This window comes from Nocardia sp. NBC_00416 (assembly GCF_036032445.1).
GTDB lineage: Bacteria > Actinomycetota > Actinomycetes > Mycobacteriales > Mycobacteriaceae > Nocardia.
In genome coordinates this window covers 6,452,193-6,465,146 of record NZ_CP107932.1, presented here as the reverse complement: position 1 = coordinate 6,465,146, position 12,954 = coordinate 6,452,193, and the positions used below count along the sequence as shown (strand labels likewise).

The window sequence follows — 12,954 nt, the reverse complement described above, 5'->3', positions numbered from 1 at the left end:
CGAACGGAACGTGAGCACTCCTCATATTGCCAGTTACCGAATCGTTATAATCGCAGGTGGGGTTACCGGCGAGTACGAAACGCCCGCCCGCGTCTTCGCGATCCGGGATGGGCCCGGTAGAGTTTGGACGGTCGTACCATCAGCGCGAGTGGCGAAATTGGCAGACGCGCCAGATTTAGGTTCTGGTGTCCACGGACGTGGGGGTTCAAGTCCCCCCTCGCGCACCGCTCACCTACCAACTCCCACCATTCCTGGCGGAGATCGGTGTGCAAGCAGCCTCGTCACACCTCCGGCCCGTTTCCGCCGAGTCCACCGGAGCGCCGCCCCGGAAACCGGCCGCGGAGACACCGTGGTCCCGGGCCGAACACCCCGGCCGTCCCCCGGCTCCGCGCAGCGCGGACGGGACCCGACCGGGCGGCCCGCCCGATCCCGGAGCTACCCGTGGCAGCGGAATACACAGCGGGATAGTTGGTTCCCGTCGCGCTCACCGGGCAGAAGCTTGCTAGCCTTTCGGATCTCGGCGCCGGATCCTCCACCACCGGACAGTCTCGGTGCCGAAGCGTGGCACGAGGAGAAGCAGACAGATATGGCCGACGAATCCGGTGTATCGATCCCCGGTTCATTGACAGCCGACCATCCCCTTGTTCGCGCCCTGATCGCCTGCGCTCCCGAAGGCTGGGAGCGGATAGACGCGGTGTTCGCGATCACCGTGACCGGCCATATCGGCACCGTCGTGTCCTCCGACGGCCGGCACGCGGTATCGGTGCCCCCACCCGATGCCGTCATCGATCTGGTGCGGGAACACCGTGTGCAGACCGCCGGCACCGGTCCATGGTGGCGGATATCGCTCGCGCTCACCGCGATGGGCGAGCTGGAAACCGGCTACGACTACGGCGACGAGCCGTTTCCCGAAGGGCAGTTGCTGCCCGCGCCGGAGTATCGCGCCGATCTCGAAGCCTTTCCACGGGAACGGGTCCCGGTGTGGCTCGGCGCCTACATCGGTCACGGCGACCGCCAGCGTCGCACCCCGCGACAGGCCGCCGAGCGGGCGCGTGCGGATCGGGCCGGCCAGGTGTGGCCCACGCTGGCGGAGAACGAGTTTCCGCCGTTTCCGGTGATGTGGGCGCGCTGGGCGACCGTTGCCGCCGCGTTCGTCGCCGCCGGATCCGACTGGGGTCCGCGCATCGAACCGAGAGCCGCAACCTTCGAGGGGGCCGGTCGCGGCGGTTCGTCGCTTCATGTACTCACGCACGGACGCGCCGTTCTCTCGGGCGGAGTCTGGGAAGCACCGGAACTCGACGCGGTATACAACCGGAGCGGACCGATGCCGGAGCACTATCGCGGCGCACCCGATTGGGTGGCCGACCCGGTGCTGAATCCACGTGCGGCGGCGGGTCTGCTGTCGTTCTGCTACTGGTGGGAGGCCGGCCGGTGGTATCGCGGACAGTCCCCGTCGGCGCGCGACTGCGCCACGGCGATACCCGGCGTATGGACCGCGGAGATCGTGCACGGGCTGGTCGGCGGTCTGATCGAGGCGCCGGACACCGCACAGAACGCGATCACCGCGCTGCTGACCGCGGCGGAAGCGGGCAAGGTCGACCGTGCCGCACTCGTCGCGGTATTCGGCGATACGGGACAGTTCGATATCGACAGCGCCCTGTACCAGTTCACTCTCGCGGGCCTGACCGCCACCGCACCGGAACCGATGCCCTCCGGCCAGGCCATCGACCGGGTGCGCGACTACATCACCGGCCGCGCCCTCGACACCACCGGATATCCGCTGGCGGAACTGGTCGCCGAACGGTTCAGTGTCGGCTGGCTGGTTTACGTGCCCGTACCGGCCGGGGAGATCGCGATCGGGCGGGCCGTGTTCTACCTCGCCGACGACGGAATGCTGGAGCATTCGACTTCGTCGATCGCCCCGGCCACGTTCATCGCCGAATTCGAACGGGCCTTCGCCCGGCGGCACGGACTCGAGGAGGTGTCCGATGGACAAGTGGGAAAGTGACGGAATGCGTTTCGCCAACTACGGGATGCGCAAGCAGATCGAGAGCATGCTCGACACCTTCGAGGCCCAGCAGGCGCAGGTACCGGAGGTGTTCGCACGGCTGGCGCAAGCCCGGATAACGGCTCGGTCGAGCGACGGCCTGATCGAGGTGACCGTCGACGGCAGCGGCGGCTTGGCCGAGGTGCGCGTCGAACCGGATGCCCTGCGGCTGGGCGCACAAGAGCTGAGCCGCGTCGTCACCGCGGTGGGCAAGGAAGCGACGCGGCTGGCCGAGGAACAGCGGCGCGAGCTCGCCGCCCCCCTCCTGGACGGCGACGAGGCGGTGCCCGATCTGCCCGATCTCGTCCCGGGCGCCCACAGCCTGCGTGAACTCGGCGCGGCCTGGGATTCCGAGACCGAGCAGGACGGGCGCGCGCAGGATCCGCACTAGCCGCGGCCATTGCCACCGGCGGACCGCGATAGCTAATATGTATCAGTCCGACCGGGTCGGGGACACGACAACTCGACAGAACGGAATCGTCCCCCATGAGGCCAACAGCGCGTTTCCTGCGCGTCGGCCCCCGACTTCTCGGCGCCACCGTCGGGGCCGCCGCCCTCTTCTTCTCCGTCGCCGCTCCCGCAGCCGCCCTGCCCTGGGCCGCCACCGTGGCCCCCGTCGCCGACGGGCCGAATCCTCAAGTGGAACTGCACAGCTACTGCCAGGCGCCCGGTGAGGTCGGGCACCTGGCGGACGGCACCACTGTCTATTGCTCGGCTGTCCAGGGGTCCGGCGCCTTCGCGTGGTCCTACTACTCCCAACCCCTGCCGGTGGATCCGAACACGCGCAACTACGACTGCGACAGCGGCAGCTGCACCTATCAGGACGGATCCCAGGTTCCCCACGAGCAGCGGTGCGGAATCCAGTGCGGCGAACCGCCCGTGCCGGGCGACGTCCAGAACCATCTCAACAGCAGGCTCTGATCCCCCGCCCGCGGCCGGTCCCCGGGCGGCCGCGGGCGATCCGTGCCCGGCCGCCCGCGCGGGTGGCCTGCTACCGTGGACCGGGAGTTTTCGAACGCAGAGAGAGATCGACCATGGTTGGTGAACTCGACATCGCCGGGGTCACCCGGCTCTGACGGCCACCAGTTGGGCGCATACGGCGCCGCTGTCGTGGCCATGCCGTCGTTCATCATTCATCTTTCGCGGCACACGATACGTGCGCGAACGACCGCAGAGGTCTCTCATTTATGTCCGATACACCTATCGTCTGCTCGAATCTGACCTTCTCCTGGCCGGACGACACCCCGGTTTTCACCGACCTGTCCTTCAGCGTGCCCACCGGGCGAACCGGTCTGGTCGCGCCCAACGGCGCGGGCAAGAGCACCCTGCTCCGACTGATCGCCGGTGACCTGCGCCCCGGCGCCGGTAGCGTGTCCGTCGACGGCGTACTGGGTTATCTCCCCCAGACCCTGCCGCTGACCGGCGATCTGACCGTCGCCGAGTTACTGGGTATCGCACCGGTCCTGGCCGCACTGGACGCCGTCGAATCCGGTGACACCGCCGAGGAGCACTTCACCACGATCGGCTCCGACTGGGATATCGAGGAACGCACACACGCCCAGTTGAACCGGCTCGGCCTGGGCGAGCTGACGTTCACCCGGCGGCTGCACACCCTCAGCGGCGGTCAGGTCGTTTCGCTGGGGCTCGCGGCCCAGCTGCTGCGCCGGCCCGATGTCCTGCTGCTCGACGAGCCCACCAACAACCTCGACCTGGACGCCCGCCACGACCTCTACGATCTGCTCGCCGAATGGAACGGGTGCCTGCTTCTGGTCAGCCACGACCGGGCGCTGCTGGACCGGATGGACCGGATCGCCGAACTCCATGCCGGGGAGATCCGTTTCCACGGCGGTGATTTCACCGAATACGAGGCCGCGGTCCAGGCCGAACGGGAGGTCGCGGAGAAGAACATTCGCACTGCCGAACAGGAGGTCAAACGCGAGAAACGCGAACTCCAGCAGGCCCGGGAACGGGCTTCGCGCCGGGCGAGCAACGCCGCCCGCAATCTCGGCAACGCGGGTCTGCCGAAGATCTTCGCCGGGACCATGAAACGCAACGCCCAGGAATCGGCCGGGCGCGCGAACGAGACGCACACCGCCCGGGTCGACGCCGCCAAGAACCGGCTCGACCGGGCCGAGCGCGCGCTCCGTGAAGACCAGCAGATAAAACTGCAACTGCCCGGTACCGAAGTTCCGGCCGGGCGCACCGTATTCCTGGGCGAACAGATGCGCTACCGCTTCGGTGAGCGGACGGTTTTCGCGGGCGACGGCGCCGATCTGGTGATCCGCGGACCCGAACGTATCGCGCTGACGGGCCCGAACGGCGCGGGGAAATCCACGCTGCTGCGGCTGATCCACGGCGATCTGACGCCGGAGGCCGGGACCGTCACCCGCGCCGAGGGCCGGATCGCTTATCTGTCGCAGCGACTGGACCTGCTCGATCTCGACCGCACGGTCGCCGAGAACCTGGCCGCGGCCGCCCCGGATCTGCCCGCGCCGCAACGGATGAACCTCCTGGCGCGGTTCCTGTTCCGGGGATCGCGGGTCCAGCTGCCGGTCGGCGCGCTCTCCGGAGGTGAGCGGTTGCGCGCCACCCTGGCGTGCGTCCTTTTCGCCGAACCCGCTCCACAACTGCTGTTGTTGGACGAGCCGACGAACAACCTCGATCTGGTGAGCGTCGCGCAGTTGGAAAGTGCGTTGGACGCCTACCGGGGAGCCTTCGTGGTGGTGAGCCACGACGAACGGTTCCTCGCCGAGATCGGAGTGCAGCGGTGGTTGCGGTTGACCGACGGCCGGCTTACCGAGGTCGCGGGGCCTGATTCCGCGGCCTGATCTCCCGGGTCGCCGACCTCGCGGCGCCCGCGGGGTCGGCATCGGATCTCGAATGCGGTTCTGAGCCCGGCTCATCCGCGCCCGCGACCCCGCTGGGGCCGCGGGCGCGCACCGTGCCGCTGTCGACCTACGGCCGACGACCCGCGCCGGTATTACGTCAGTTCCGGCGGTTTCGCTTGCGCGGGGCCACCGGGTTCCGGCGGAGCATCCGGCCCCGGCGCGGCGGTGGTGGGATCCTCGCTCGGCGGATGAGTTTCGGCGGGTTCCAGGGATTCGGCCGCCGGCTCTGCCTTCCGCGTCTCGTCGCGGTCCAGCCAGGCGAACACCAGGTGCTGCTGCCCGTAGGTCCATATGTTGTTGGCCACCCAGTAGAGCAGGATGGCGATCATCAGCAACGGACCGCCCACCAGCACGCCGAGCGGAAACACCCACAGCATCAGTTTGTTCATCAGCGATATCTGCGGACTCGCGGCCGCCGCCGGATCCTGCCGCGCGATCGACGCGCGCGCGTTGAAATGGGTGGCGAGGCTCGCCACCACCATCAGCGGCACCGCCACCGCCGCGATCGCGGCCAGTGACGGCACCGGTCCGTGGGCGGCGAACGAATCCAGCGCGCTCTCGGGACTGGCGATCGCGACCGATATCGGCGCCCCGAACAGCCGGGCCCCGAGGAAGGACTGCACATCGGCGACGTCGAAGAAATAGTTCGCGGTCCGGGCGTTCGCCTCCGGGGTCATGCCGAGCTTGCCGAATCCCGTGCCGGTGCGGTTGAACGACTGCAGAACGTGATACAGGCCGAGGAACACGGGCAGCTGCACCAGCGCGGGCAGGCAGCCCATCAGCGGGTTGAAACCGTGTTCCTGCTGGAGCTTCTGCATTTCCGCCGCCTGCTTCATGCGGTCACCGGCGAACTGTGTCCGCAGGTTCTCCAACTGCGGGCGCAGTTCCTGCATCCGGCGGGTTGTGCGGATCTGTTCGATCGCGGGTTTCAGCAGGAACAGCCGAAGGGTGAAGACCAGGAACACCACCGACAGCGCCCAGGCGAAACCGCTGTCCGGACCCAGCACGGCCCCGAAGACGGTATGCCACAACCACAGGATCGCCGATACCGGGTAATAGATGAAATCGAGCACGGGAGCACCTCATTTGCTGCACCGCACGGAAGAACCGCGCCGGGTGCGAAAGGCGCCACGCCCGCACACTCGGGCGGTGGCGCGAAGGACAGGTCGACTCGGGCCGCCGAAACGCCGAAGCGTCAGGCGGCGGCCGAAACCTGTCCGGGTGCTCGGGGAAGGCGCGGGCGACCAGGTGTGTCCGGAGCGCTCTGCCGACGGAACGCGCCCCGCAGACGCCGCTCCTCGTGGGAGGGTCCGGTGGCCGATTCGGCCGGTGGCCGCAGCCCGGACCGTCCGCCCTGCTCGGCCAGGCCGAGCAGAATGGTGATCGCCACCGCGGCGCCGACCACGGCGGTGGGCCCGTCGCCCACCAGCGCCACAGTGATGGCGAGGGTCAGGGCGGCCACCCACGCGAGCTGAACCAGGTTCACCGCGTGCGCGACGACCGACCAGATCCGTGCCATGTATCGCAGCATACCCAGCCCGTCGGCGGCGATTCACACCTCGACGCGCTCGATGCTCCCCGATTCCATCGCAATCCACAGTGCGCCGTCCGGACCGACGGTCAGACCGTGCGGCTCGGCGCCGGGTAGCTCGGTCGCGGTGATCACGCCGTCGGTGGTGATACGGCCGAGCCGGGCGGTGGCCCATTCGGTGAACCACAGGGCGCCGTCCGGGCCCGTGATGATGGCGTGTGGCCGCGCGTCGCGGTCCGGGAGCGGAAATTCGTCGATCGTGCCGTCGACCGCGATCCGGCCGATCTGCCCGCCCCCGATCTCGACGAACCACAGTGCGCCGTCGGGTCCCGCGGTGATACCGACCGGCATCGCGGCCTCCGTCGGCAGGGGGTACACCGCGGTGGTGCCGGACAGGTCGACCCGGCCGATCGCGTTGCCCTGATTCAGGGTGTACCAGAGCGCGCCGTCCGGACCGGAGGTGATCATCGACGGCATCCCGGTCACCGGAAACCGGGAGATTTCGCCGTCGACGGTCAGCCGCCCGATCCGGTCGGCCTGTAGTTCGGTGTACCAGAGCGCGCCGTCGGGACCCGTGGTGATGCCGTACGGAGATACCGCGGCGAACCAGGTCGCATCGCCTTCCCCAGCGATGCGGCCGATCCGGTTGCCACGGAATTCGGTGAACCACATGGCCCCGTCCGGTCCCGGCACGATAATCGTCGGCTGCCCGTCACGCGGGTCCAGCGCAAACGTTCGCACCGCGCCGTCCAGGTATCTGCCGATGGCGCCCTCGCTGGTCAAGGTGAACCAGAGGGCGCCGTCGGGACCCGGGCTCAGCCCGTAGGGTGCCCCGGAGATCCGAACCACTCGCTCATTCCTCCTCGTGCTCCGCCCGATGACGACCCGGCCGACCGGTGCGGAGAGCTGAGCTTGCCACATCCGGTGCGACTGTTCGAGCCGGGGCGTGATCTCGGTGCAGAGATCCCCGCTCACCGGCCCGGGCGTGCGCGACGCCACTCGCCGTGTCCGGCCACCGGGTTTCGCGGGCGCCGTCCCGGGTAGGACGCCGGGCAGATCGCAATCGTAGGAGCCGGAAGGAGCACGGAATGGCCCAGCAGCACGATCTGACCGGACGGCGAATCGCCGTCCTCGCGACAGACGGGGTGGAACAGGCCGAACTCGTCCAACCCAGGTCGGCGGTCGAGGACGCCGGTGCGACCACCGCGTTGCTCGCGCTGGAACCCGGCCGGATCCAGGCCATGAATCACGATGTCGAAAAGGGCGCCATGTTCACCGTGGACCGGGTGGTCGGCGAATGCAGCCCCGACGAATTCGACGCACTGCTGCTACCCGGCGGCACCACGAATCCCGACAAACTGCGCCAGGACGAGTCGGCGGTGTCGTTCGTCCGGGATTTCTTCGCCACCGGTAAACCGGTGGGCGTGATCTGCCACGGTCCGTGGACGCTGGTGGAAGCGGACGTGGTGCGCGGGCGCACCCTGACCTCCTATCCCAGTGTGCGCACCGATATCCGCAATGCCGGCGGCACGGTCGTCGACGAGGAAGTGGTCAACGACCACGGCTTGGTGTCCAGTCGCAACCCACGCGACCTGCCCGCGTTCTGCGCGAAGATCGTCGAGGAGTTCGCGGAAGGCAAGCATCCGGTGCGTCCGGAGGGTGCGACGGCGTCCCGCTGACACGGTCGTCTCGGCACTGCCCGCCGAAACGATCGTGCGCGGGATCGCCGCCGCTCCCTACCCGGCCGGACCCCGTCGACGCGACCGCCTCATATTCGGCCGCGATCGCGGCACCCGGCGAGGGAGCACTCCCACCGGGCGCTGGTCGTCCGGCTCAGATCACGCCGTGCAGCGGCGGCGGAGTGCCGTGCAACAGCGTGCGACCTATGTGCTGGTACTTCCAGCGGACCGGGTCGTGCAAGGTGTGCGTGCGGGCGTTGCGCCAGAAATGGTGCAGGTTGAGATCATCGGCCGCACTGCGGGTTCCGCTCACCTCGAACAGCGCGCTGGACACCTCGGTGGCCGCGCGGTCGGCGAGTATCTTGGCGCTCGCCACGGCGATCGAGGCATCGGCCACCCGCTCCGGAGCGTCGACCGCGGCGTCGACGGCGACACCGGCGGCGACCAGAGCGGCCTCGGCGGCGGTCACGGTGACGGCCAGCTCGCCGAATCGCTGGATCAGTAGCGGATCGTCGATCGCGCGGGCCACCTGCGCCTCGAACCAGGGCCGGCTCTTGTCGCGGACGAAATCGGTGGCGGCGGTGAGCGCCCCGCGCGCGATACCGGCGTCGATCGCGGCGTGCAACAGCTGCGCGGAGGCCCCGTAGGCGGTCGGCGCGTCGACGGCGGCGGTCCGGGCGACGAGCTGATCACGGTCGACCACCACACCCTCGAACGACACCGTCCCGCTGCCGGTGGTGCGCTGGCCGAGCCCGTTCCAGTCGTCGACGATCCGGACGCCCGGGGTATCTGCGGGCAGGAACGCGACGTACTGGCCCGGCGGCAGACCGGACGTGCCCTCGGGGTCGTCCAGCTTGGTGAGCACCGCGAGCACATCGGCGAACAGCGAACCGGTGCAGTAGTACTTGACCCCGTCGATCCGGAACTGCTGCCCGTCGGCGAGGGGACGCACCGTGGTCGCGATATCGGCGATCGTGGCGCCGCCACGCTCGGATTGCGCATTGGCGATCTGCGCGCCGTCCAGCACACCGGTCAGGTAGCGGCGCTGCTGATCCGCGGATCCGGCGAGTTTCAGCAGGTTCACGTACACGAAATGGCTGTGCGGGATCTGCGCGATATTGGGGTCGGCGACCGCGAGCAGGCGCACCACTTCGGCAACCTCGCTGGGCGGTAGATCCGCGCCGCCGTGCGCGGCGGGGACGGTGACGGCCAGCAGACCGCTGGCCGCCAGTGTGCCGATCTCGGCGAAGGGCAGCGCGCGGTCCCGGTCGCGGTGCGCGGCGTCCACCGCGAATTCGGTCGCGAGCTGCGCGGCCACCGTCCGGGCCTGTTGCGCCGAGGTGATGCGCGCGGCCCCGACGGCGGTCATCGGCCGGCGACCGCGGCGGGACGTCGCGCGGCCTCCAGTTCGCGCACCAGCGGCAGCACCTTGGCGCCGAAGTACTCGACCTCCTCCTGGAAGTGCAGGAAGCCGCCCAGGATGAGGTCCACACCCAGTTCGCGATAGGCGACGATACGCTCGGCGACCTGTTCGGGCGTACCGATCAGCTTGGTCCGGAAACCGTCGTTGTACTGGACCAGATCCTCGAAACTCGAATCCGCCCACATCCCCTTGCCGTCGCGAGTCGAAGCACCGGCCTGCTGTACCGCGTCCCGGAAGCCCTCGACGGCGGGTTTGTTGGCCTTGTCGACGATCTCGCGCAGCGTCTCCTTGGCCTCGCGCTCCGTATCCCGGGCGATGATGAAACCGTTCAGCCCGAACCGCACTTCCCGGTCGTGGGCGCGTGCGACGCTGCGCAGGTCGTCGAGTTGTTCGGTGACGCCGTCGAAGTCCTTGCCGTTGGAGAAATACCAGTCGGCGTAGCGGCCGCCGTTGCGGCGGGCGGCGCTGGAGTTACCGCCTTGGAACAGTTCGGGATTCGGGCGCTCCGGGGTGTTGAGCGGTTTGGGCTTGAGGGTGAAATCGCGGATGCGGTAGAAGTCGCCGCCGTAGTTCACCTCGTCCTCGGTCCAGATCTTGCGGATCACCTCGAGGAATTCCGCGCTGCGCCGGTACCGCTCGTCGTGCTCGAGCCAGGGTTCGCCGAGGGCGGTGAATTCCCCGGCGAACCAGCCGGATACCACATTGATGGCGAACCGTCCGCCGGACAGGTGGTCGGCGGTGGCGCCGAACTTGGCGAGCACGGCCGGGTGCCACAGCCCGGGGTGAATGGCGGCGATCACTTTCAACCGTTCGGTGGCGCCGAGCAGCGCCAGGCTGAACGAGGTGGATTCGTGCTGGAACTCCGCGCCGTAGGAGGCGGTGTAGCGCACCTGGGAGAGCGCGTAGTCGAAACCGCTGCGTTCCGCGGTCTGCGCGAGCTTCTTGTTGTACTCGAAATCCCAGCCGGTGCGTTGCTCGATATCACTGGTCACCAGACCACCGCTGACATTGGGCACCCAGTACGCGAACCGGATCTGGTCGGTAATCTGCTCAGTACTCATCGAGCCTCCCTCGAGCTGGTACATGCGGTGCGCGGAGGCCGCAGCGAAGACGTAGGCATCGCATCTTCGAAACTCCCGCTGCTCGCCGTGGGCATCATCGTTCGGACGCCGAGCACGACTACCCCTGCACCCGGCGCGAGTACAGTGCACCAGCAGTGTTGCGGGGGTACGAGGGTTTGAATCTGCCGGATCACATCCCCGGCGGTCGTCACGCGCGGGCAGCGCCCCGGCGCATCCGCCGGGGCGCTGTATCGGACACCGTCACACCGAGCGCAGTTCCGGTGCCCGGCGCACCACTCCCGCGATTCAGGCCGTGGTCGCGGCCCGGTCGCTGTACTCCGATCGACTGAACCGCCCCGCGGGCTGGAAGCGGCCCAGGACGGTCGCCGCGTCCTCCCCGGTGACCTGGGCGATGAGTTCGTGCGCGTCCGCCACCGAGTTCACCCCGTGCGCGGCCTGCGGGTGGTGCAGCGTACTCACCAGCGCCGACGCGAAACGCGGGTCGGCCGCCGCCGCGCTGAAGAACTGGCCGCCGATCTCGGCGAATTCGGGGTCGCTGAGGAACAGCCGGGTGACCTTGGCGGCGTCCTCCGCGCGGGCGCCCAGGAAGGCCTCGTACTGCGCGGTGATCCAGGCGTCGTCGAACGCCCCGTCGTGCGCGGCGGCCGCGGCGACCAGGCGCTGCGCTTGGATGAGACCGCCCTGCGCGCCCTGCCCGGCGATCGGGTCGTGGGCCACCGCGGTGTCACCGAGCGCCGCTACCGGGTGACCGCCCGCGGTATGCCCGACGCCGCGCCGGAACAACGGCCGCACCGCACCCTTCAGCCAGGAGTGCGGATCGTCGGCGATCACCTCGGTGGCCAGGACTTCGGGCAGGTCCCAGTCCAGGTAGTCGCGGTAGAGCTCGGTCACGATCCGGTGCGCCGATTCGGCCGAGTCCGCGGCCGCGAACCGCTTCTCCCAGTCGCCGCCCGGCCGGGCCCAGCCGAGGAACGCCCAGGTCGGGCCCGCGTCCTTGTGCAGGTACGGTCCCCACCACGCTTCGCCTTCTTCGGCGACGATGGAGAACCCGCTGCGTCCGCCGCCGGCCGGACTGCGGTGCGCGAACACCGATTCGTCGTGGCCGAGACCGGTCACCGTCACGGTGAGCAGCTTGCGCTGCGGCGCGTCGTAGACGGTGCGCGCGGTGTCGATCTCGAACAGGTCCGACAGCCCGCCGCGGCCGGTGGCGACCAGGGTGAGGTCGTTGTCGGCGGCGATCGGGTCGAGCCGTTCCGGTGTCACCGAGTCGACGACGAACCGGCCGCCGCGCTCCAGGAAGGCGGTGAGCCGTTCGTCGGCCTTGAGCCTGGTGTCGACCGCCAGACCGCGGAAACCGTCGAAAGCGCCGTCGAAGGCGATCAGTTCCTCGCCGCCGCCGGCCACCCGGACGGTGAGACCGCTGTGCAACGGCGCGCGATCGAGGTAGGTGGGCAGACCGAGCGCTTCCTCGGCGGCCTGGGCCTCACCGAAGATCAGCGCGGTACCGGTGGCGGGCACCTTGTCACGGAGGTCGCGCTGGTCGCGGTCGCTGTAGAGGGTGACCGTGAATCCGGCGTCGAGCAGGCCGAGCGCCGCGGTGACGCCGGTCTGGCCCGCACCGATGACGGCGGCCTTACGGGTGGAAGTGTTCTGCGTAGTCATAGCGCTATGGTCACGATCCCGACGGCCCGGTTGCAGGGTTACACTCATCGCGAGTTGATGCCGAAAGTAGCTGCACTACATTCATTTTCGTGACACGATCGAGGGCCGTCGCGACGGCTGCCCGATCCGGGTGTCCTACCATCCGGCCATGACGTTCGACCTCGTCCCGCTGACCGGCGATCGCGCCGACGGGTACCGGCAGCTCACCGCGCAGGCCGCCGCACTGCTCGCCGGCGAATCCGATCGGATCGCCAACGCCGCCAATCTGAGTGCCCTGGTGTACCACGCCCTCCCGGAAGTGAACTGGGCCGGTTTCTACTTCTACGACGGACGCGAACTCGTGGTCGGCCCGTTCCAGGGCAAACCGGCCTGCGTACGGATCGCGCTCGGCACGGGTGTGTGCGGTACCGCCGCGCACACCCGCCGGACGCAGCTGGTGCCCGATGTCCACGCCTTCCCGGGCCATATCGCCTGCGACGGCGACACCCGTTCCGAGATCGTGGTGCCGCTGATCCGGGACGACACCCTGCTCGGCGTCCTCGATCTGGACAGTCCGCGTCCCGCACGCTTCGACGACACCGACCGGCGCGGACTCGAATCGATCGCCGAGATCTTCGTGCGGTCGCTGGCCACGTCCTGACT

The 12,954-nt window shown here is 69.0% G+C and carries 12 protein-coding genes and 1 tRNA gene; 7 read left to right on the top strand and 6 right to left on the bottom strand.

Features of this window, described 5'->3' with window-relative positions; all coding sequences use genetic code 11:
* Positions 1-142: 142 nt before the first annotated feature.
* The 5 genes from OG804_RS28140 (at position 143) to abc-f (ending at position 4,875) form a co-directional block, all read left to right on the top strand.
* A tRNA-Leu gene (locus tag OG804_RS28140) sits at positions 143-224 on the top strand.
* Positions 225-586: 362 nt separating this feature from the next.
* Positions 587-2,008, top strand: a complete 1,422-nt coding sequence (locus tag OG804_RS28135) for a hypothetical protein (RefSeq protein WP_328391590.1) — start codon at positions 587-589, stop codon at positions 2,006-2,008.
* The gene (locus OG804_RS28130; RefSeq protein ID WP_328391588.1) at positions 1,989-2,438 is read left to right on the top strand and encodes a YbaB/EbfC family nucleoid-associated protein; all 450 of its coding nucleotides are present in this window, start codon (positions 1,989-1,991) and stop codon (positions 2,436-2,438) included. The genes OG804_RS28135 and OG804_RS28130 overlap by 20 nt, the downstream gene beginning before the upstream one ends.
* Positions 2,439-2,533: 95 nt before the next feature.
* The gene (locus tag OG804_RS28125) at positions 2,534-2,968 is read left to right on the top strand and encodes a hypothetical protein (protein WP_328391586.1); all 435 of its coding nucleotides are present in this window, start codon (positions 2,534-2,536) and stop codon (positions 2,966-2,968) included.
* A gap of 266 nt (positions 2,969-3,234) precedes the next feature.
* A complete protein-coding gene (gene abc-f / locus OG804_RS28120) occupies positions 3,235-4,875 on the top strand; it encodes a ribosomal protection-like ABC-F family protein (RefSeq protein WP_328391584.1) in 1,641 nt (546 codons plus the stop codon).
* 152 nt (positions 4,876-5,027) lie between these two features.
* On the opposite strand, the gene yidC is transcribed toward abc-f, so the two are convergent.
* The 3 genes from yidC to OG804_RS28105 form a co-directional block, all read right to left on the bottom strand.
* A complete protein-coding gene (yidC, locus tag OG804_RS28115; RefSeq protein WP_328391582.1) occupies positions 5,028-6,008 on the bottom strand; it encodes a membrane protein insertase YidC in 981 nt (326 codons plus the stop codon).
* Between the two features lie 122 nt (positions 6,009-6,130).
* Positions 6,131-6,454 (bottom strand): DUF6412 domain-containing protein, encoded by a 324-nt coding sequence (locus OG804_RS28110; RefSeq protein WP_328391580.1) that lies wholly within the window; start codon positions 6,452-6,454, stop codon positions 6,131-6,133.
* 33 nt (positions 6,455-6,487) lie between these two features.
* A complete protein-coding gene (locus OG804_RS28105; RefSeq protein WP_328391578.1) occupies positions 6,488-7,315 on the bottom strand; it encodes a Vgb family protein in 828 nt (275 codons plus the stop codon).
* 239 nt (positions 7,316-7,554) lie between these two features.
* Here OG804_RS28105 and OG804_RS28100 point away from each other — a divergent pair, with 239 nt between their 5' ends.
* Positions 7,555-8,145: a type 1 glutamine amidotransferase domain-containing protein gene (locus tag OG804_RS28100; RefSeq protein WP_328391576.1), complete on the top strand. Its 591-nt coding sequence runs from the start codon at positions 7,555-7,557 to the stop codon at positions 8,143-8,145.
* Positions 8,146-8,299: 154 nt separating this feature from the next.
* On the opposite strand, the gene OG804_RS28095 is transcribed toward OG804_RS28100, so the two are convergent.
* From OG804_RS28095 to OG804_RS28085, 3 genes are all read right to left on the bottom strand, one after another.
* Complete coding sequence (locus OG804_RS28095) at positions 8,300-9,514, bottom strand: SfnB family sulfur acquisition oxidoreductase (RefSeq protein WP_328391574.1); 1,215 nt, start codon at positions 9,512-9,514, stop codon at positions 8,300-8,302.
* Entirely contained in the window at positions 9,511-10,629 is a 1,119-nt protein-coding gene (gene sfnG, locus OG804_RS28090) for a dimethylsulfone monooxygenase SfnG (protein WP_328391572.1), read from the bottom strand. The genes OG804_RS28095 and sfnG overlap by 4 nt, the downstream gene beginning before the upstream one ends.
* A gap of 306 nt (positions 10,630-10,935) precedes the next feature.
* A complete protein-coding gene (locus OG804_RS28085; RefSeq protein WP_328391571.1) occupies positions 10,936-12,312 on the bottom strand; it encodes a styrene monooxygenase/indole monooxygenase family protein in 1,377 nt (458 codons plus the stop codon).
* Positions 12,313-12,460: 148 nt separating this feature from the next.
* Between OG804_RS28085 and OG804_RS28080 the strand changes: the two genes are divergently transcribed.
* Positions 12,461-12,952: a GAF domain-containing protein gene (locus OG804_RS28080; RefSeq protein WP_328391570.1), complete on the top strand. Its 492-nt coding sequence runs from the start codon at positions 12,461-12,463 to the stop codon at positions 12,950-12,952.
* Positions 12,953-12,954: the final 2 nt, after the last annotated feature.

Bases quoted from the DNA above. Each gene is read 5' to 3' on its own strand.
- OG804_RS28100 (WP_328391576.1), top strand. From the start codon at position 7,555: ATGGCCCAGCAGCACGATCTGACCGGACGGCGAATCGCCGTCCTCGCG.
- abc-f (WP_328391584.1), top strand. From the start codon at position 3,235: ATGTCCGATACACCTATCGTCTGCTCGAATCTGACCTTCTCCTGGCCG.
- OG804_RS28095 (WP_328391574.1), bottom strand. From the start codon at position 9,514: ATGACCGCCGTCGGGGCCGCGCGCATCACCTCGGCGCAACAGGCCCGG.
- OG804_RS28125 (WP_328391586.1), top strand. From the start codon at position 2,534: ATGAGGCCAACAGCGCGTTTCCTGCGCGTCGGCCCCCGACTTCTCGGC.
- sfnG (WP_328391572.1), bottom strand. From the start codon at position 10,629: ATGAGTACTGAGCAGATTACCGACCAGATCCGGTTCGCGTACTGGGTG.
- OG804_RS28130 (WP_328391588.1), top strand. From the start codon at position 1,989: ATGGACAAGTGGGAAAGTGACGGAATGCGTTTCGCCAACTACGGGATG.
- OG804_RS28110 (WP_328391580.1), bottom strand. From the start codon at position 6,454: ATGGCACGGATCTGGTCGGTCGTCGCGCACGCGGTGAACCTGGTTCAG.
- OG804_RS28135 (WP_328391590.1), top strand. From the start codon at position 587: ATGGCCGACGAATCCGGTGTATCGATCCCCGGTTCATTGACAGCCGAC.
- OG804_RS28080 (WP_328391570.1), top strand. From the start codon at position 12,461: ATGACGTTCGACCTCGTCCCGCTGACCGGCGATCGCGCCGACGGGTAC.
- OG804_RS28085 (WP_328391571.1), bottom strand. From the start codon at position 12,312: ATGACTACGCAGAACACTTCCACCCGTAAGGCCGCCGTCATCGGTGCG.